The sequence below is a fragment of the Gilvimarinus sp. 1_MG-2023 genome, assembly GCF_030548285.1.
This window is the reverse complement of sequence record NZ_JAUOSC010000019.1, coordinates 1-19,706: the sequence shown is the minus strand read 5'-3', so window position 1 is coordinate 19,706 and position 19,706 is coordinate 1. Positions and strand designations below refer to the sequence as shown.

The 19,706-nt window shown below is 53.3% G+C and carries 20 protein-coding genes; 10 read left to right on the top strand and 10 right to left on the bottom strand.

The window, feature by feature from the left end; genetic code table 11:
- Positions 1 to 2: 2 nt before the first annotated feature.
- From Q4563_RS15110 to Q4563_RS15100, 3 genes are read right to left on the bottom strand one after another with little or no spacing between them, the layout of a single operon-like run.
- On the bottom strand, positions 3 to 335 hold the full coding sequence (locus tag Q4563_RS15110; protein ID WP_215974959.1) for an RnfH family protein: 333 nt from the start codon (positions 333 to 335) through the stop codon (positions 3 to 5).
- 19 nt (positions 336 to 354) lie between these two features.
- Positions 355 to 789 (bottom strand): type II toxin-antitoxin system RatA family toxin, encoded by a 435-nt coding sequence (locus tag Q4563_RS15105; RefSeq protein ID WP_303605049.1) that lies wholly within the window; start codon positions 787 to 789, stop codon positions 355 to 357.
- 2 nt (positions 790 to 791) lie between these two features.
- Positions 792 to 2,162, bottom strand: a complete 1,371-nt coding sequence (locus Q4563_RS15100; protein ID WP_303605048.1) for a sodium-dependent transporter — start codon at positions 2,160 to 2,162, stop codon at positions 792 to 794.
- Between the two features lie 116 nt (positions 2,163 to 2,278).
- Here Q4563_RS15100 and smpB point away from each other — a divergent pair, with 116 nt between their 5' ends.
- The gene (gene smpB, locus Q4563_RS15095; RefSeq protein ID WP_215974956.1) at positions 2,279 to 2,761 is read left to right on the top strand and encodes an SsrA-binding protein SmpB; all 483 of its coding nucleotides are present in this window, start codon (positions 2,279 to 2,281) and stop codon (positions 2,759 to 2,761) included.
- Here smpB and Q4563_RS15090 read toward each other — a convergent pair.
- Positions 2,758 to 4,779, bottom strand: coding sequence for a serine/threonine-protein kinase (locus Q4563_RS15090; RefSeq protein ID WP_303605047.1), 2,022 nt, complete (start codon positions 4,777 to 4,779; stop codon positions 2,758 to 2,760). The genes smpB and Q4563_RS15090 overlap by 4 nt on opposite strands.
- 81 nt (positions 4,780 to 4,860) lie before the next feature.
- Between Q4563_RS15090 and Q4563_RS15085 the strand changes: the two genes are divergently transcribed.
- The gene (locus Q4563_RS15085; RefSeq protein WP_303605046.1) at positions 4,861 to 6,210 is read left to right on the top strand and encodes a sodium-dependent transporter; all 1,350 of its coding nucleotides are present in this window, start codon (positions 4,861 to 4,863) and stop codon (positions 6,208 to 6,210) included.
- Positions 6,211 to 6,288: 78 nt separating this feature from the next.
- Here the strand turns inward: Q4563_RS15085 and Q4563_RS15080 are convergent, their stop codons facing one another.
- Complete coding sequence (locus tag Q4563_RS15080; protein ID WP_303605045.1) at positions 6,289 to 7,365, bottom strand: hypothetical protein; 1,077 nt, start codon at positions 7,363 to 7,365, stop codon at positions 6,289 to 6,291.
- Between the two features lie 186 nt (positions 7,366 to 7,551).
- Between Q4563_RS15080 and Q4563_RS15075 the strand changes: the two genes are divergently transcribed.
- On the top strand, positions 7,552 to 8,133 hold the full coding sequence (locus Q4563_RS15075) for a DUF4136 domain-containing protein (RefSeq protein WP_215974952.1): 582 nt from the start codon (positions 7,552 to 7,554) through the stop codon (positions 8,131 to 8,133).
- A 39-nt stretch (positions 8,134 to 8,172) separates the two neighbouring features.
- On the opposite strand, the gene Q4563_RS15070 is transcribed toward Q4563_RS15075, so the two are convergent.
- Positions 8,173 to 9,360 (bottom strand): MFS transporter, encoded by a 1,188-nt coding sequence (locus Q4563_RS15070; protein ID WP_303605044.1) that lies wholly within the window; start codon positions 9,358 to 9,360, stop codon positions 8,173 to 8,175.
- Positions 9,361 to 9,538: 178 nt separating this feature from the next.
- On the opposite strand from Q4563_RS15070, the gene Q4563_RS15065 reads away from it, so the two are divergent.
- Together Q4563_RS15065 and Q4563_RS15060 are read left to right on the top strand one after the other, a co-directional pair.
- A complete protein-coding gene (locus Q4563_RS15065) occupies positions 9,539 to 9,691 on the top strand; it encodes a hypothetical protein (RefSeq protein ID WP_303605043.1) in 153 nt (50 codons plus the stop codon).
- Positions 9,692 to 9,837: 146 nt separating this feature from the next.
- Positions 9,838 to 10,320, top strand: coding sequence for a glutathione peroxidase (locus Q4563_RS15060; protein ID WP_303605042.1), 483 nt, complete (start codon positions 9,838 to 9,840; stop codon positions 10,318 to 10,320).
- Here the strand turns inward: Q4563_RS15060 and Q4563_RS15055 are convergent.
- Complete coding sequence (locus tag Q4563_RS15055; protein WP_303605041.1) at positions 10,298 to 11,779, bottom strand: aminotransferase-like domain-containing protein; 1,482 nt, start codon at positions 11,777 to 11,779, stop codon at positions 10,298 to 10,300. The genes Q4563_RS15060 and Q4563_RS15055 overlap by 23 nt on opposite strands.
- Positions 11,780 to 11,991: 212 nt before the next feature.
- Positions 11,992 to 12,999, bottom strand: coding sequence for a UDP-glucose 4-epimerase GalE (gene galE / locus Q4563_RS15050; RefSeq protein WP_215974947.1), 1,008 nt, complete (start codon positions 12,997 to 12,999; stop codon positions 11,992 to 11,994).
- 200 nt (positions 13,000 to 13,199) lie between these two features.
- Between galE and Q4563_RS15045 the strand changes: the two genes are divergently transcribed.
- From Q4563_RS15045 to Q4563_RS15030, 4 genes are all read left to right on the top strand, one after another.
- Entirely contained in the window at positions 13,200 to 13,793 is a 594-nt protein-coding gene (locus Q4563_RS15045; protein WP_303605040.1) for a LysE family translocator, read from the top strand.
- A gap of 195 nt (positions 13,794 to 13,988) precedes the next feature.
- Positions 13,989 to 14,594, top strand: a complete 606-nt coding sequence (locus tag Q4563_RS15040) for a GNAT family N-acetyltransferase (protein ID WP_303605039.1) — start codon at positions 13,989 to 13,991, stop codon at positions 14,592 to 14,594.
- A gap of 252 nt (positions 14,595 to 14,846) precedes the next feature.
- Complete coding sequence (locus tag Q4563_RS15035; protein ID WP_303605038.1) at positions 14,847 to 16,784, top strand: alpha amylase C-terminal domain-containing protein; 1,938 nt, start codon at positions 14,847 to 14,849, stop codon at positions 16,782 to 16,784.
- A 93-nt stretch (positions 16,785 to 16,877) separates the two neighbouring features.
- The gene (locus tag Q4563_RS15030) at positions 16,878 to 17,063 is read left to right on the top strand and encodes a hypothetical protein (protein ID WP_303605037.1); all 186 of its coding nucleotides are present in this window, start codon (positions 16,878 to 16,880) and stop codon (positions 17,061 to 17,063) included.
- Positions 17,064 to 17,135: 72 nt separating this feature from the next.
- Here the strand turns inward: Q4563_RS15030 and Q4563_RS15025 are convergent, their stop codons facing one another.
- The gene (locus tag Q4563_RS15025; RefSeq protein WP_215974944.1) at positions 17,136 to 17,960 is read right to left on the bottom strand and encodes a class I SAM-dependent methyltransferase; all 825 of its coding nucleotides are present in this window, start codon (positions 17,958 to 17,960) and stop codon (positions 17,136 to 17,138) included.
- Between the two features lie 106 nt (positions 17,961 to 18,066).
- The gene (locus tag Q4563_RS15020; protein WP_303605036.1) at positions 18,067 to 18,936 is read right to left on the bottom strand and encodes a class I SAM-dependent methyltransferase; all 870 of its coding nucleotides are present in this window, start codon (positions 18,934 to 18,936) and stop codon (positions 18,067 to 18,069) included.
- Between the two features lie 124 nt (positions 18,937 to 19,060).
- On the opposite strand from Q4563_RS15020, the gene Q4563_RS15015 reads away from it, so the two are divergent.
- Positions 19,061 to 19,630: a hypothetical protein gene (locus Q4563_RS15015; protein WP_303605035.1), complete on the top strand. Its 570-nt coding sequence runs from the start codon at positions 19,061 to 19,063 to the stop codon at positions 19,628 to 19,630.
- Positions 19,631 to 19,706: the final 76 nt, after the last annotated feature.

The following is a 19,706-nucleotide window of genomic DNA, read 5'->3' as shown; positions in this document are numbered from 1 at the left end:
GCTTATTTATCGGCTTTATCCTGTGCTTTAGCCTTTTCTGCCCGGCGCCTACGCACCTCTTTTGGGTCTGCCGTTAGGGGGCGGTAAATTTCCACTCGATCGCCATTGTGCAAGATGTGCTCACGGGGTGGCTTAAGCCCTTTTATCCCTAATGCTTGACCAAAAATACCCATTTTTGCCGAATCTAGGTCAATCTCAGGAAATTCACGGCTAATGCCCGAGCGCTCTGCCGCCTGATAGGCCGTCGTGCCAGGCTCCACCAACAACTCAATAATTTTTTGTTTCTGGGGTAACGCAAAGGCCACCTCAACGGTAATTAAATCTAAGTCCGCCATACCACTCTCTCAATGTTAATTAGCTCGCAAACTGTTCGCGCGCCCGCCGGCACAAGGCTTTTACCTGTGATTCAACCACTTGCTCGAACATTTTATTGGCCGCAAAGGCCAATAGGGGGTTTTTCATACTAAAATCCAGCTTAAAGGTTACCTTACAAGCATCCCCCACAGGTTCAAATCGCCACTCACCATTAAATTCGCGAAACGGCCCATCGACCAGCTTAAGGGTCATTTTATGTGGAGGCTGTAAGCTGTTGCGGGTGACAAAACTCTGAGTTATGCCCCCTATCCCCAAAGACAGCTCTGCCTCTAACCAATCTTCACCACTTTTTAATATTCGGGCTTTTTGACAGCCATCCATATAGTCTGGATAGGCTTCAATATCATTCACTAACTCAAACATTTGCTGACACGAAAACTCTACACTTTGCGTGCGCTCTATACGATGCCCCACTTTTACCCCGCAAACTTATCAACTATACCCAATACAAACACCACCGCGATCAACATGGGTGACACATATTTCAACACTGTAAGCCAGCGAACAAACCAACGCGAAGAATCCAGTGCCAGCTCACGCCGCAACGGACGTTTTTTCATAAACCATCCGACATAGATTGCCGTCGCCAGCGCACCGAGCGGCAAAAGCACTTGCTCGGTGATAAAGGTGCTGAGATCAAAGGGGGTCATTCCCGCTACCAGCGATAGGTCTTGCCAGCGATTAAGAGAAAACACGGTGGTTAAACCCAGCAGCCAAGCGCAAAAAATAATCAGCAAGTTAGCCGCCACCCGATGAAACCGAAACCTCTCCGTTAAATAGGCCACAGCCGGCTCCAGAAGTGAGATGGTCGAACTCCAGGCCGCCAAGGTCACCAATAAAAAGAAAACCGTGCCGAACACCTCCCCTAAGGGCATAGCGCCAAACACAATCGGTAGGCTGACGAACATCAACCCCGGGCCGGCCCCGGGTTCAACACCCGGATTAGCAAAAACAATGGGGAAAATCACCAGTCCCGCCAATAGAGCGATGGCGGTATCCAAAACCCCAACGGTAGCTGCCGTTTTGAGTATGGATTGATTGTGCGGCATATATGAGCCGTAGGCCATAATCGCGCCCATGCTAAGACTTAACGTAAAAAACGCATGCCCCAAGGCTAACGATAGACCTTCTAAGGAGAGTTGATCAAAACGAAATTTAAACAAAAAGTTAAAGCCCGCCGCAAAGTCACCCGCATAGGCAGCATAGCCTAGCAAGACAACCAACAGACAAAACAACAATGGCATTAAGATACGCACCGCAGTTTCCAAGCCGCGAGTAACACCAAACATAATAATCAGCGCCGTCATACATAAAAACGCCGTTTGCCACTGTACCAGTGTACTGATATCACCTTGTAGAGCCGTAAACGTGTTATTCGCCGCGACCCCATCAAAGCCCTCGAACCCACCGCGGGCGGCGGTGGTCACGTACTCCAGCGTCCAGCCAGCGATCACACTGTAATAGGAGAGGATAATAAACCCGGCCAGGACACCGCTCCAGCCAATCAATGACCAAAGTTTGCTACTGTTCGACTCGCGCGCCACTCGCTGCATAGCCAAAATCGGGCTGGCCCGCCCGCGACGGCCCAACATGATCTCGGCGACCAGCACGGGCAGACCAATTAAGCATATGCACAGTAAGTACATCACGACAAAGGCACCGCCGCCATTCTCGCCGGTAATATAAGGAAACTTCCAAATATTACCCAGACCTACCGCTGAGCCAGTCGCGGCTAATATAAATGTGCCCCTACGTCCCCAAATTGCGTGTTGCTGAGCTTTTCTCACGCCCTACTCCGGTTGTTAAACTCTGATTTTCATGGTTCATTGTACGCCGATAGCATGGCGTTGGTGAAATCGCTATAATGCACGCGCCCACTCATCGATCAGACATTAGACTTTACATGGCAAAAAAGCAGAAAAGCAAAAGCAGCAGCAACACTATTGCGCTGAATAAGAAATCCCGTCACGACTACCAGCTGCAAGATAAGCTGGAAACCGGGATTGCCCTGCTTGGCTGGGAAGTGAAAAGCGCCCGCGAAGGCAAGGTTCAGCTGACCGATACCTATGTCATTTTCCAAAATGGTGAAGCCTGGCTGGTAGGCGCGCAGTTTACTCCCCTTAAAACAGTCTCTACCCATTTTGTGCCCGAGAATAACCGCTCGCGCAAATTGCTGATGCACAGCCGCGAACTGGAAAAATACCAGCGCGCCGCCGAGCAAAAGGGCTTTACCGTGGTCGCTACGGCCATGTACTGGAAACAGCATTTAATTAAGGTTGAAGTGGCACTGGGTAAAGGTAAACAGCTGCACGATAAGCGCGAGACAGAAAAAGAGCGCGACTGGAGCCGCGAAAAACAGCGTTTATTTCAGCACAATCAACGCTAAGGTGCATCCATAAGACCGGGCAGTGACGCCAAGTGGCCCGAGAATGCGCTATCGACCTGCTGCTGGGCATTAAGATTGGTATAGCTAACCCGCTCACTCCAGCGGCGCAGCGACCGGGTTTGCACCAAATCGTAAAGCACCACTTCAACTTGCGCGGAATAGAGCGTGTCGTACTGGCCATAGTACTCAATGGTTTCCCCCCCCAAAGAAGAGGCCGTCACCAGTACAAGGTAGCGTCCACCACTGGCCAATATCGGCTGTTTTAAACTGTTCAAATCCGGTTGTGGCGCTTGCAGAGCTTGCTGTGCACCTGACACAAATGCCGGGTCGAGGCGCTCAATGGATTCTGCGTTAAGTATCTCATCAATACGCTGAGCCAGGGGCCCCACCAGAGCTGCGTCACCGCGGGTGGCGACCATTGCGGCCTCTGGGTTCACTACAGGCTTGGACTGGGTTTCAATAACACTGGGGTTATTCACCTGCGGCGCCAAAGCACTCGGTTGCGCGGCACGGGCCAAGGCTAGATCACCTGAATTATCCACCGCCATTGCTCCCACTAGACTCTCGCCATCATCTACCGCACCCATTGTATTGCCGCTAGGCGGGCTCTGGTTTAAGGCAGCTGGGCTTTGATGCATGCTGGCCGCGCTATCACCCATCATTTGTGACTGCCCACCGGCGAGCTGGTTGCTTGGCTCGCCACTCGGTGTGGCGACCTCGCCCTTCTCTGAAAACTCCTCTTTTGCGGGGATAGAGTCTTCCGATACGGGTATGGAACCTTCCGTGGGCATAGTGTTCTCCGCAGATAATGTGTCCTCAGCGGGCGACACATCACCTGTCGACACATCGCTCTCAACAGAGGCATCCGCCTCAAGTGCCTCTCGACCGCCAGCCACAATGGCGTCAGCAGGAGAATCTGCGTTTTCAACGGTGGTGTTTAGGCCCATATCGGCCACTGCTGGGGCCGTTGTTTGAGGGCCCGCAGGCTCGCTCACCGGCAAGAACTCCAATAAAGGGCCGCGCCATGTGTAAGCCGCCGCACCCGCGCCAACCAAAAATAACAGCAACAACGGCCAGGCCGAGCGGCGCGCTGGGGCCGAGGGCTCAAGCTGAGCACTCGGGGTGGGTTCACCAGCCAAAGGTTGATCGGCCAAAAACCGACTCAAGTCTTCACTCAGCTCGTGGCAAGTTTGGTAGCGGTTGGCTGGGTCTTTCTCGATCATGCGCTGGAGGATGGTTTGTAATCGCAAATCGACACTGGGATTAAGCTCACGAATATCGGGCGCAGGCTTTTCCACCACCTGCAACATCAAGCCCATGGGGCTATCGTGGTCAAAGGGTTTTACCCCGGCCAGCATTTCGAATAAAACCACCCCCAAGCTAAAAATATCGGAGCGTGAATCCACCGTGCGCCCCTGAAACACCTCTGGGCTTACATACCCGGTGGTGCCGACAAACTGGCCCGTTGTGGTCAGCTTGTCGCCAATGTCGCGCGCCAAGGCAATACCAAAATCCGTTAATTTAACGGTATCCGAGGCATCAATCATTAGATTGGAGGGTTTGACATCGCGGTGGATAATGCCCCGGTCATGGGCACAGGCTAAGCCTCTGGCTGCCTGTAATAATAGCTTGGCTGCCTCTTGGGAAGATAAGGTGCCTTTTTCTCGCACCCGGTCGGCCAGCGTCTCCCCTTCTATGCACTCCATAACAAAGTAGGGCAAACCTTCTTGCTCACCGGTGTAGTAAATATGCACGACATTGGGGTGGTTGAGTGCCGCCACGCTTTTTGCTTCGCGCGAGAAACGCCCCACCAGTGACTCATCATCGGCTAAATGCGGAGCCAGCACCTTAATGGCCACATAGCGGTTCAGCGAACTTTCGTAACCGCGATACACCGTGCCCATACCGCCGCGACCCAGCTCAGCCACTACCTCGTAATGACCAAATTTTTGCGTGGCTGGCGCCTTGGCAGGCTCAGGTTGATCACTGATAACGGTTTTGTCTTGATCGCGGTCCACACTAATTCCCTATTACTGGCGAGCTTCTGACCTTTATACTAGCACCAAAAGGCTTAAACCATCAGACAATACGTGACAACTATGGCGCAATCTCGGGGACAATTTTCCAGCAAAATCGGCTTTCTACTAGCGGCGGCCGGCTCTGCGGTGGGGCTGGGCAATATTTGGGGCTTTCCTACTCAAGCTGCCAGCAATGGCGGGGCGGCCTTCTTAGTGGTTTATCTTATCCTGGCGTTTTTATTGGCCTACCCGGCACTCATGGCCGAGCTGACTATTGGCCGGTACAGTAAGGCGAATGTCGTGACTGCGCTGGCCAATCTGAACCCGCGCGCACCTTTCTCCCAACTCGGCTGGCTGGTGGGCTTTGCCGCTGTGGCCGTCGCGGTTATTATTTTAAGTTTTTACGCACTGGTGGCAGGCTGGATGCTCGCGGAGTTTTTCGCCCCGCTTGCGGCTAAGCTCGCCAACCAAGAAGCCAGCCAGTGGTTTAAAACTAGCCACTTTCAACGCGACGCACTGATGTGTGCAGGCATGTCGACATTGACGATTCTGATCATAGCTCGCGGTGTTGAAAATGGCATTGAAGCGTGGTCAACGCGGTTAATGCCGCTACTGTTTTTGATTTTGATTGGCCTGATCGGCTATGTCCTTATGCAGCCGGGGGCAAGCGACGGCCTTAAGGCCTATCTGATTCCCGATATCGGGCGCCTATTGGACCCATCGCTGATACTCAGCGCCATGGGGCAGGCTTTCTTCTCGCTCTCGCTGGGCGTTGGCACTATGCTAATTTACGGCTCCTACCTGCGCGACACCGACAATTTGCCGCGCATGGGGGCATCGGTCACTTTGTTGGATACAGGCTTTGCGTTTACCGCCGGCTTGTTGATTATCCCGGCGATTTACGTCGCCCAAGCCCAAGGAGTGGCGGTATATTCAGACAGCGGTGAGCTGATTGCCGGCCCCGGTTTGATTTTTCAGGTACTACCCGCACTGTTCGCCCATATGGGCGGTGCCGGTGACTGGATGGCCATCGCGTTTTTCGCCCTAATGAGCATCGCCGCCCTCACCTCCGCTATTTCCTTGCTGGAAGTTCCGGTATCGATATGTGTTGAGCGCTGGCAGCTCAGCCGCACCAAAGCCGCCTGGTTGTCCGGTGGTGTTATTTTTAGTTTGAGCGTGCTAATTATCTGGCAGTTTGATGCCCTCTTCTCGCTGGCAATTACCGCCAGCACCGTTTACGGCCAACCGCTACTGGGTGTGACTCTTTGCCTTTTTGCCGGTTGGGTACTGTCACGCAAAAAACTACTGAGCGAACTTGCCAAAGGCCACCCAGAAATAGAGTCCAGCCTGTTTTGGAAAATATGGCCGACCTACGTTCGGTTTGTGTGCCCAGCGTTGATTATTCTGACTTTTGTGCAAAGTTTGCGCTAAAAAAACGGCGCCGATTTTTATCAATCGGCGCCGCCATATTGCACACTGCAAATTGAGCAAATGACATCAACGCTAGCGTTAAAACGCGTAGGTCAAACTAACATTGACCCCATCGTCTAAGCCAAGCTGATAACCGTTGTAATCCTCATCAACACGCGTCACCCACTCAGCACCCAAGCGCAAGCCTTTAAAGTTGCCGCCGGTCACCACGGTATTCACGCCTATGCCTGCGTCGATATACTCACCGCCGTAGTTGGCCTGAATATCACTGGGGCTGCTGTGGTTGTGCGCGCCGTTGTAATGGCCGCTAATCGCATCTTGGTCAGACCACTCCAGGCGCGCCGAAACACTCATCCAGTCCAGCACACGCACTGCACCCCAAGCTGTAGCCGCGGTTTTATCGCCAAAGGCAAAGCCGGAGTCGTTTTCATCTTCCAGGCGAATTTCCGCGTTTAGCTGCGCGCCCCAGCTGACAATACCGCTGTAACCGGTGTAAGTAATCGACGGTAAGGCATCATAGGTGCCGCTGCCCAGTTGCATGCCATAGTGCACAAAAGTACCGTCGGCATTTTTTTCATCCACACTGCCGGTGGGTACACTAATTCCCAGAGTGGTAATCAGCTGATGGTTAGAACCAGGTGTCCAGTTGTACAGTGCACTAACAACCGTATCGCCCCAGCCGGATGTGCCGTGGCTATGGGTGTGCATATCCATATCGTGGGCCATATCATCCATTGCATCCATGGCCGACATTGAATCCATAGCGCCGTGATCATGCCCCGCGGCCCCGGTCGCGGCCATATCCATATCCATGCTCATATACATGGGCATCAGCATTAAGGTGAGGTTATCGGTAGGTGCGTACATAATGTCCAGCATCACCATATCCATAGTCATGCCGGTCGGCATCATACTGTAGCCTTCCATCGCCAGCTCGTGAGCGCCTACCTCTTGATCACCCGTAAATACGCCACTGTAACTGGAATGCAGGTAGCGGTAACCGGTCATTACCTCACCTTTTGCATGGGTGTGGTCTGCCATAACACCTGCAGGGGCATGTGACTCGGGAACCGGAGCACCCTCATGTGCCACAACCGCCGCTGTTGGGGCCAAAAACGCCACCGCCAGACCCAACCTGCTCAATTTATGTTCCATTTTTACTCCCGTACCGTAATGACAATATTGATAGTGCCGTATTCTACCTATAACCTGTCAGGTGAAGATGTGACAGATTGTCGCATACCGCGCACCCGATTAGACTATGCATAAGGAACCTTTCAGGTAGAATCTAAGTCGAATATTAGGTTGTAAACAATAAACCCAACAGGTGTTTTCACACAGATGAACAAATTATTCAAAACAGCGGCCATCTTGGTGTTGATCGGACTGACCGGCTGCGCCGCCACAGGCCCCGACATTCGTACCGATTTCGATCAAAGTGTCGACTTTCAGCAATACCAAACCTTCGGCTTTATCGACCCTCTCGGCACCGATAAAAGCGGCTATTCGACCTTAGTTACCGCCTACTTTAAAGAAGCCGCAACGCAAGAGATGCAAGCTCTGGGCTATCGCTACTCAGAGGCGTCACCCGATTTGCTGGTTAACTTCTTTATGAATACCGAAAACCGCACCGAGGTCCGCTCTGGCCCCAAATTAAGTGCCACCTACAATTATTACTACTATCGCTCGGGCTTATATTTGGGCTTCCCGCTCTACGATCGAGAGCCCGATACACGCGACTATAAAGTCGGCACATTAAATATAGATGTCGTCGACGCTAGCGAAGAGCGTCTAATTTGGGAAGGCATCGCCGAAGGTAAAATGAGTCAAGAGGCGCTCAACAGCCCACGCGAGTCCATTCAAGGCGCGGTACAGCAAATATTCCAACACTACCCCACCGCTCCGCGTCCTGAGAATAACTAGCCCACTCAATGACACGGTCTGCCAACCAGCAGGCCGTCATTACAAGGGGTCTCGCCGAAAGAACATCCAGAGTGCTAGCATCAACAGCACACCTACTGGCAGCAGTGATAGCCACACTTGGGTAGACCAACCATACTGCACCAACACCCAACCGGCCGATAAAGAAGCCAGAGCCTGCAGCGAGAAAACACTAAAATCATTCACCGCCTGAACCTTAAAACGCTCAGCGTTGCTATGGGATTTTGACAACAAAGTCGTACCGGCCAAAAACAGAAAATTCCAACCAATACCAAGCAAAACCAACGCCCACCAATAATGTAAAAGAGCCTGTCCACTAAGAGCGACAATCAACACCCCAATGTAAAGTGCGCCACCGGCCAACATTAACCTCAGCACCCCAAACTTTTGCAACAGAAAACCGGAAAATAACGACGGCAGAAACATGGCCAACAAATGGCTTTGAATCACCCATTTGGCATCCAACAAACTGTGGCCGTGATGACTATGCATACTGATCGGGGTCGAGGTCATTAAAAAACTCATCACCGCATAACCAATGGCCGCCGAAGCCAAGGCGATAATAAACACCGGCTGGCGAATCACCTGCCCTAGTGGTCGGCCACCATCTGGTTCGTCAGTCTTTTGCAACAGTGGATTATGAAACCCGTTAAAAACCAAGGCGGCCAGCCCCACAATAATAAGTAGCAAAATAAACGAGCCACTGTACTGAGCAAAGCCTGGCCAATACCGCCCCCAAGCCCCAAGTTCAGGGCCAATTAGAGCCGAAACAATGCCGCTAAGCATAATCACCGAAACCGCCGGCCCCGCATCAGCAGGATTGCTTAAACTTTCAATAGCCGCAAACCGAAATTGCTGAAAAAATGCCATGGCGCCGCCAATCAATACGGCTCCCAGCAACAAGCAAGTAAAACTATTTAGCTCCGTTGCCAATAGCCCACTCAATGCTCCGCCCCCAACACAAGCAATACCGGTAAAGCCGGCAAAACGACGACCTTTGGCACGCACCAGTAACGCCGCCGGTATAGTCACTATGGCGGTGCCGATAACAGCACACGCCAAAGGCAAAGTTGCCAGTGCCGGATTAGAGGCCAGCTCACTCCCCAATAACCCACTTATCAATACCATGAGCGGTATCGCAGTCATCACCAACGATAACGTGGCCGCTAAAACCCAAAGATTCCTTGGCAAACGCTGTAGTGTATTCATCAATTGTCCTTGCCCTTCGGTTTGCCCGCTTAGAGGGCGTCAATACGCGAGCTAACGTAACCCAACGCGAGTGTTTTTGCACTTTTTAAAACGTATCCCTACTACCGTTTCACAACGATAAAATCATCTTTAACGGAAATCAGTAAAACCAGTACCGAGACACGGACCGGTATCGGCAATGATATGCGCAGACTTAACGGTTTCACGGGTGGAGAAAAACTGCCATTTACCCGCAGCCCCTGTTTATATTATGGAGCGCGGCAAGGTCGAGGCAATCGGCGCTCTCGCCGATCTGAACGAAGACTTAGTGCAAAAATATCTGAGTGCATAGCTGGCAACAGATACTCCGGTAGGTTTCTGTTGCCGATTACCCCCTTGTGCTTGTACAACAGTTTAGCCACCCGCCAACTAAAGCGAATTCCTTTACCTTATATCGAAGAGATAGGTATGATACGGCCCATACAAGGGAGACGCAGCATGGCCAAAATCCACAAGTTTTCAATCGATAGCCTCGATGGCGACACCATCGACTTTGCCAGTTTTGAGGGCAAAGTTTTGCTCTTGGTCAACACTGCCAGTAAGTGCGGTTTAACGCCTCAGTACGAAGGCCTGCAAGCGCTGCATACACAGTACGCCGAACAGGGGCTGGTAATTATTGGTTTCCCCTGTAATCAGTTTGGCGAGCAAGAGCCGGGCGACGCCAAACAAATTCAAAACGGCTGCCTGCTCAACTACGGCGTTGATTTTTTAATGACCGAAAAAATCGACGTTAACGGTGCCAAGGCCCACCCCATTTTTCAGTACTTAAAAGAAGAGTGCCCAGGGTTGGGCGGCAATGACATCAAGTGGAACTTCACCAAATTTTTGATCGCCCGCGATGGCACTCCCCAACGCAGATTCGCCCCCATCACCAAACCGAAAAAATTAGAGGGAAAAATCAAACGCCTGCTAGCGAACTAGCGTTCTGCGTTCTGCGTTCTGCGTTCTGCGTTCTGCGTTCTGCGTTCTGCGTTCTGCGTTCTGCCCCCACCAACCTGGCTAAGTTCACCAAGGCTCTTTCCACGCGGGCATCCCACTTAACCGCGCAGTTTAAGCGCAGGCAGTTATTAAATTTCCCCGTACCGGAAAATAAACCGCCGGGTGCAAAGCTGATACCCTGAGCCAGCGCCGGTTCAATAAGAGCGGTGGTATTAATGTGCCCCGGCAATTCCAGCCACAACACAAAGCCTCCCGTGGGCCGGCTGACCCGAGTTTCGTCGGGAAACAGCTGTGTAACACGCTCCAACATTCGCGCCACAGATACCGCGTGCTCTGCCCGCGACTGACGCATCATCCGCTCATATCGGCTTTTTTCCAGAATATGCGCCATCGCCAATTGCGCGGGGGTGTTCACACACACGGTATTAATAAACTGCAAATATTCGGCGCGCTCAATATTATTGCCCGGCACCAACCAGCCTACCCGCAACCCCGCCGCGAGGGTTTTCGATGACGATGAGCAGTAATAAACCAAGCCTTTGGTGTCCCAACTTTTAATCGGCCGTGGTCGCGGGCCGCAGTGAGGTAGCTCACCGTATATATCATCCTCTACCAGCGGCACCTTGTATTGATACAACAGTTTTAACAGCGCCTGTTTGCGCTCATCGGACAGACACACACCCAGCGGGTTGGAAAAATTCGGCACCATCACACAGGCTGCCACGGGCCACTTCTCCAGCGCCAGCTCCAGTGCCCCAAGCGAGACACCCTGCTCGGGGTCGGTGGGTATTTCCAAGGCTTTCAAGCCTAATGCTTCTACCACCTGCAATAAGCCGTAGTAGATGGGCGACTCCAGTACCACCACATCACCGGGCCGGGTAATCTGTTTTAAAGCAATCGCGACCGACTCCTGACAGCTGTTGGTAATCAACACCTGCTCGGGGCTAACATCGCACTGCAAGCTCGCCAAATGGCGGGCAATTTGGGTGCGCAACTCCGGTGCCCCGGGCGGAAATTCGTAATTTACACAGCGCCTGCGTTGCTCGCGCCAAACTTTTCGGTAAGCCTTTTCGATGGTATGCACGGGCAAAAAATCGGGGTCGGGAATTGCCGTACCCAGATTCACAATATCGGGATTGTTGGCCGACTGAATTAATTGCAGTACTCGCCCCTGGCCCGTTACCGGCTTGGGCGATTTGCTCACGGTGCGCACTCTTGGAGGTTTGCGTTTGAGCGTCTGGGGGCGGACGAAATAGCCCGAGCGCGGCCGCGCCTCCAATAAACCCCGCCGCTCTAGCTCGCGACAAGCGTTCACCGCGGTCGACACACTCACCTGATGCTGCTGGCTCAAACGCCGCACGCCGGGCAAAGCCGTGCCCGAGGGATAAACCTCGTCACCAATCAAGCCCTGCAGGCGGTTGGCTAAATCTTGGTACAACATGGTTAAAACCTCCCTTTGTCCCGATGAACCAGGCCGCTTTTAGGTTTCAAGGCTAGCGCAAAAACGCACCGGTGAGGTGTACAGACACTGATCATCCAAGCAGTACAGATTACAGAAAACGTAGCTGAAGCGTAACAGATAAAAACCTAAGGCCCTGAGCAAGCCGAAGACACTGCGGTCTTCGGCCCGCTTTATTCTGTCGCGCGGAGGGGTTAAAAACCCTCGGGGTTGTTCGATTGCCAGCGCCAAGTATCGGCCGCCATTTGTGCTACATCGCGCTCGGCGCGCCAACCTAACTCTCGCTCGGCTTTGCCGGGGTCGGCCCAGTACTCGGCGATATCGCCGTCGCGGCGAGCTTGAACTTGATAGGGAATGGTTTTACCGCAGGCTTTCTCAAACGCCTGCAGCATTTGCAACACACTGTAACCGCAACCTGTGCCCAAATTATAAACATGGGAACCGGGCTGGCGACTCAGCTGCTCCAGCGCCGCCACATGCCCCTCGGCCAAATCCATCACATGGATATAATCGCGCACGCCGGTGCCATCGCACGTGGGGTAGTCATCGCCAAATACGGCCAGGTGTTCGCGCTTACCCACCGCCACCTGAGCAATAAAGGGCATTAAGTTATTGGGAATACCCTTGGGGTCTTCGCCGATCAATCCACTGGGGTGGGCACCGGCCGGGTTAAAGTAACGCAATAACACCGCGCTTAAGGCAGTGTGGGCCGCAGCGGTATCGCGCAATATGGTTTCTACCATAGCCTTGGTGTGACCATAGGGGTTGGCCGGATAGAGAGCAAAGCTCTCATTAATGGGCACAGATTTAGGCGTGCCGTACACGGTAGCCGACGAGCTAAACACCACACAGTGCACCTGATGGGCCAACATCACCTCGGTTAATATGCGGCTGCCGCAAACGTTAACCTCGTAGTATTTAAGCGGGTTGGCCGTTGACTCTCCCACCGCTTTAAGCCCGGCGAAATGAATCACCGCATCAAAGTTGTGGGCCGAAAAAACCTGATGCAAGGCCGAATGATCACACACATCGCCCTCTACACAGGCAATGGCAGTGCCGCTGATTTGCTCCAGTCTGCGCAACACTTCGGGCTTGCTGTTGCTGAAATTATCAAACACAACCACCTCATGGCCCTGCGCCAACAGAGCCAGGCAGGTGTGTGAACCAATATAGCCCGCGCCGCCGGTTACCAGTACTTTCACAATTATTTCCTCATTATTTTTTCGCCCACTAGGTTATACGCTTTCTTAAAAAGGGGAAAGAAGCAGGCAGCACAGTTACTACTATCACCACCGGTACAGCAGCATTCCAATCGATACTGTACCTATTCAATACCGATTTTCTGCCTCTGTATCCTCCACCCTTTTCGCCCCAATATAGCCTCTATTCAAGAGGAGACTGCATGAGTGACGCACTGTTAACTCAACTAACGATTATCGCCGTTATGACCGGCTCGCCCGGCCCCAACAACTTATTATTGATAACCACCGGCGTACACTTTGGTTTTCACCGTTCACTGCCCTTAGTGGTGGGAATTGTGCTGGGATGCGCCACTATGCTATTGGCAACCACGTTAGGGTTTCATCAGTTATTGCAACAAATACCCGCCAGCAAAATGCTGCTCAGTATTTTCAGCGCAGGCTTCTTAAGTTATCTGGTGGTAAGGCTATGGCGTACGAGCTCACTCAGTGCAAGTCCAGCCTTGGCTCGACCATGGAGAATAAGCGAAGGCGCTGCTTTTCAGTGGGTGAACCCCAAAGCTTGGTTTATGTGCCTAGCGTTGGCCAGTGCCGAGGGTAGCGCAGACACACTGTTTGCAACCGGGCTTTTGATATTACTATTCTGCCTCGTAGCAACCCCATTACTATTGCTGTGGGGGCTAGCCGGCAGCTATTTGACCGCTAAGCTTAACCAGCCGGGCTGGCTGCGCCGCTTTAATCGGCTGATGGCGTTAAGCCTACTCGCCTGCGTCATCAGCTTGCTTGCCGACTTATAAGCGTACTGTTTACCGGTAAACCACTCTACTTTTTATCAACTAAGTGGATAAAGTCACAAATGCGTGAATCCGTGCCAGCTCACGGTAGGCAAATGCTATAATGTCGCTAAACTCATCGTGTTTTCCAACACACTCTCAAAAACCTGTATAGACTGCTTGTTGCCGGATCAACAATAACTCGACAAGGAAGCAGCTGTGAGTAGCCTCAAACGACAGTACCCATTCATGTTTGGCGATACCGATTTACCCACCATAGAATTGTCCAGTGCCAGAGTAAAACTCAGACAATGGCAAACCTCTGACTTACCCGTTTTTGCCGCCCTCAATCGGGACCCGGAGGTGATGGCCTATTGCCCCGACCTACTGAGCCCCACGGCCAGCGATCAGCTCGCCAGCCGATTACAGGCCGACATCGCCAAACGCGGCTGGGGGTTTTGGGCGGCGGAGCTCAAAGCCACGGGTGAGTTTATAGGGTTTGTGGGGCTAAATACGCCCAGTGCCGATTTGCCTTTTAGCCCCTGTGTGGAAATTGGCTGGCGCCTGGCGCGACCCTATTGGCGCAGCGGCTATGCCACCGAAGCGGCCAAAACCGCTCTGAAATTCGGTTTTAACGCCTTAGGGTTGCCCGAGATTGTCGCTTTTACCAGCCAGCAGAATTTTCGCTCGCGCGCGGTCATGCTGCGTTTGGGTATGCACAACACCGAGCAAAACTTTCTCCACCCACACATCGCGCCTGACAGCCCATTGGCCGAGCATGTTTTATTCTCACTACGCGCCGAGAATTACAACCCGGCCACATAGTTGTCGCCCAGCTCAACCTGCATACGTATTCAACCGCAACTGAATACGTATGCAACTGTTGCCCCGCCCCGAGCAGCGTTAATGTTCCTATTGCGTTAGCGCAGAGCTTTCTTAATTAAACGCGCACAACTGTTTAATTCCCTGCCCTGTGCAACGGGGGCCTATGCTGTTTTCACCTCTTGTGTCATATCAGTCCACCCATTAGCGCCACAACATCACACTATCCACAATAAAGATAATAGGAGAGACCTGATGGTTGCTATCAAACGACCTCTACAACAATTGGGCGCCTGCGCCGCACTTGCTCTGGCGAGTCAGTGTGCCAGTGCGGGCACCAGCTTCGTCCATTTATTTGAATGGAGCTGGAACGACATCGCCAACGAGTGCGAAAATTTTCTCGGCCCTAAAGGCTTTGATGCGGTTCAAATTTCACCGGCCAGTGAACACGTTAATATTCACCAGTGGTGGGCCCGCTACCAACCGATTACCTATCAAAGCCTCACCAGTCGCAGCGGCACCGAAGCCGAACTGCAGAGCATGATTAATCGCTGTCACAACGCTGGCGTCAAGATATACGCCGATATTGTCGTCAACCAAATGGCCAACAACCTCGATGCCGGCAATACGGGTATCGGCGGCACACAGTGGGCGCCGCGTAACTACCCGGAGTTTTCCAGCCAGGACTTCCACCCCAGCTGCGACACCAACTATGCCGATGCCAACTCGGTATGGAGTTGCGAGCTGTACAGCATGCCCGATTTAGACCACAGCCTGCCCTATGTGCGCAACACCATTGGCGCTTACATCAAACGCTTAAGTGATATGGGCGTAGACGGTTTTCGCATCGATGCGGCCAAGCATATGCCGCCAGCCGACATTCAGAGCTTTTTACAGGCCGCCGGTAACCCCTGGGCCTTTTTGGAAGTGATTGGCGCGGCGGGCGAGGCAAGCGAAATTCAACCGCCCAACTACACCCATATGGGCCCGGTGACCGAAATGGCCTACGGCCCTGCGGTAGCGGGTAACTTTAACGGCCAAATTAAAAACCTGCGCACCTTAGGGCCCGGTTGGGGGCTACTGCCGTCATCCGATGCGCTGGTGTTTATCGACAACCACGACCGCGAGCGCGGCCATGGCGGTGGCGGCAACCTGACTTACAAAGACGGGGCGACCTATAACCTCGCCAATGTCTTTATGTTGGCCTTCCCTTACGGCTACCCCAAGATTATGTCCGGCTATTCGTTCACCGACACCGATGCAGGCCCTCCGGCCCCGGGCGGTTGTGATGCGAGCGGCTGGGTGTGCCAGCACCGCTGGGCCAATATCGCCAATATGGTTGGCTTTCGCAATGCCACCGTAGACGCCTGGAGTGTCGACAACTGGTGGGACAACGGCGATAACGCCATCGCCTTCGGCCGCGGCGACAAAGGTTTTGTGGTGATTAACAACCAGAACGGCAGTATCAATCAAACCCTGCAAACAGGCCTGGCCGCCGGTGATTACTGCAATATTTTAGCCGCAGCCGACCCGTGCAGTGGCCAAATCATCACCGTCGATAATCAGGGCTTTGCTCACTTTAGCGTGCCCGCCAAATCCGCTGCTGCGATTCATCTGGCCGCCGGCGAAGAGGGCAATCAATCCCCCACCGCGGTTATCGATAATGCGCCCATCAGCGTCGCCATCGGCCAGAGCTTCACCCTCAGTGGCAGCGCCTCGCTCGACCCAGATGGCAGTATCGTCAACTACCAATGGAGCAACGGCGCCACCACCCCAGAGGCCAGCTTCACCCTCAATAGCGCGGGTCAACACACTTTGCAGCTAACCGTGACTGACAACCAAGGTGCCCAGCACAGCGCCAGCGTCAGTGTCGAGGCACAGTCGGCCAGCGGCTATACCGCCAACTTTACCAGCCTATATTTGCGCGGCACCCACAACCAATGGCAAACCAGTGCTATGGCGCTAGTGGCCGACCACACTTGGCAGGTCGATGTTCTGTTTGATGGCCAGAGCAACCAGCGTTTTAAGCTCGACGTGTACGGTGACTGGAGCCAAAATTACGGCGATAACAATGCCGACGGTACTCTCGAAGCAAGCGGTGGCGATATTGCTACCGCAGTGTCCGGCCACTACCGCCTAACGGTAAACGACCAAAACTTAAGCTATCAGCTCGATGCTTTGGGGGGGCTTTAGCAGTCAGTGGAATCAGGTATACGCCCGTGGCACCTTTAACAATTGGGGCTGTACAGCAATGACTCTGAGCGCTGACAACACCTGGACGACCAAGTGAACCTAAACGGTGCGAGCAATCAACGCTATAAATTTGATCGGTACTGCGACTGGAGTGAAAACTACGGCGATGACAACGCCGACGGCACTGTAGACAACGATGGTGCCGATATCTATTCGACTGCCACAGGCAGCGCTACGCTCGAGCTAAACGACAGCAGCTTGCAGCACAGCTTGTACTAAGACGTTTCGCGCTTTTATCTATGCAAAAAAAACGCCGGCCACTGGGCCGGCGTTTTTTTGTTGGCAGCTTTATTACTCAGGTTTAACAAAGCGCAGTGTCATGCGATCACTCTCGCCAATGGCCTCATACTTGGCGCGGTCGGTATCACCCAAACGGTACGAGGGCGGCAGCGTCCACACACCTTTTTCATGCTGGGCGGTATCTTTCGGGTTGGCGTTAACTTCCGACTGAGCATCCAACACAAGCCCCGCCGCCTCGGCCACTTTAACCACCGTGCTGGTTTTAATATAGCCGCTGTGATCTTGCGCCTCGTCGGCGTAATCTTCCGGTAAGCGGTGATCCACCACCCCAAGCACACCACCGGGTTTTAACGCTTTATAAAAAGCATCAAAGGCCAGTGCCACTTTCTCTTCGCCACCGCCGCGCATATACCAGTTGTGTACATTGCGGAAGGTTAACACCATATCAGCGCTGCCCGCCGGGGCAATATCGAGCTTATTGGGCAATTCAAATTGAGTGACCTGTGTTTGATCATACAACTCGGGGTTGGCGGCCAATTTTGTATCAAAGCCCGCGCGCGAGCGCTGGTAGTAGGCCACGCTGGAATTGGGGTCAAAGTGAGCGGCGTAGTAGGTGCCGGTATCGCGCAAATAAGGCGCTAAAATTTCGGTGTACCAACCGCCGCCGGGGGCAATTTCAACCACCGTCATGTCGGGCTCTAAGCCAAAAAAGGACAGGGTTTCGCCGGGGTGGCGGGATTCGTCGCGGGCACTGTTTTCGGCGCGGTGCTCACCCGCCAATACGTGCTGCATTTTTTCGTCGTCGGCGGCGGCCCAGCTGCTGGCCGTTACCGTTAATACCGCCAAGGCGGTTTTTATTCCAGTGAAAATGGTCATGCGCAGTCCCTCAGTTATTATTCCTACGAATACAGGCCGTAGTCATCGTAATGCTATATGGTGACGAAACGGCTCAACACAAGCTTTACGCTACCACATGAGGTTCTCACGCCGAACACTTTTTCAGTGAATAAAAGTTAATGGGAATATCATCGCGGTGTTGATCCAGTGTAAAGCCGGCCTCGGCAAATGCCGCCGGTTTATCCAACTGGTGCCAAGCCATCACAAACGGCTCGTGAACACGATCTGCGAGCGATTTAAAATACAAGTGGCGCCAACCGGCCGGGCGCAACAAATTCGACAACTTTACCGGCTTTAGCTGATTTTCAGAGGGTTCGGTAATCAACAGTCGCCCGCCTGGGCGCAACACGCGATAGGCCTCGGCCAGGGCTTGGCGGGCGTATTTGGGAGGCATTTCATGCAATAAAAAGCTCACCACCACCGCATCAAATCGCTCATTATTAAACGGCAGGCTCTCCGCCGGAGACTGAATAAAATTGACCTCGGGGTAATCGGTGGCGGCATGCTTGAGTAAATAGGGCGATACATCGGCCCCCCACACATCGGCCACCCCCAAGCGTTTGACCGCCGCCGCCAGTTTGCCGCCGCCGGTCCCCAAATCGAGCACAGCCTCGCAATCGGCCACCCGGCTGGCAATTTCACTGCGAATACGGTGCATATGGCCCAGCATGGCCCGGTCAAATCCGGTGATGTAACCGCGGGCGATTTTGCTGGAATAGTTGCCATTGGGCAGGCTGTGAAACTCCTGCAGAGCGTACTTGGGAATAGACCGAAACAAGGCGTGCTCTCGGTCAACCTCAACCCGCTGACGCTCTCCCTGCAACGCTTTAAAAAAGCGCCACAACCCGCTCGGGCGGGTCAGGTCCAGCTCATCGGCCCAAGTAGGCGCAAGCTCCAGACTGCCCCAATCGGGCACCTGTGGGTCTTGCGGTATTGTTTTACACACTGTGTTCATCTGGCTGACTGTTTATTTTACATAAACGCAGAGGATAAAAGCCTGCAGGCTAAAAATCCAGCCGTTATACTCAAAGCGTTATTAAATAGCGCTATTTTTAGCCCAACCAGAGAGGGACACTCCCATGAAAATTTTTGCTATCACCACCCTAGCCTGCGCCCTGGCGCTGCCCTGCATTGCCCAAGCCGATGAAATCACCGATGCCGTAGACGAAGCCTTAACAGCCTATAAAGACGGCCAGCTGTCCGAGGCCGTTAGCCAACTGGATTACGCAGCGGGCTTAATTCGCCAACAAAAAGCCGAGGCCATTCTCGCCGTTTACCCAGACCCGCTCAGTGGCTGGAGCGCCGATGAGCCCGAAAGCCAGTCCAGCGGCGGTATGATGATGGGCGGTGGCATTACCGCAAGCCGCACCTACCGCCAGGGAGATAACCGCATCAACATCGATCTGGTCACCGACTCCCCCATGCTGCAATCCATGATGGCCATGTTCAACAACCCCTCCCTCATTACCATGGGCGGCGGCAAACTGATTAAAATACAGGGCCATAAAGCGATTTTTAACAACCAAAATGAAGACTCTGAAATCATGCTGATCGTAAACGGCAACGCCATGTTCACCCTAAAAGCCCGCGGCGCCAGTGACGACGACCTTAAGGCCTATGGTGAAGCGTTGAATTTGGAAGCTCTGTAACGCTGGACGCTGGACGCTGGACGCTGGACGCTGGACGCTGGACGCTGGACGCTGGACGCTGGACGCTGGACGCTGG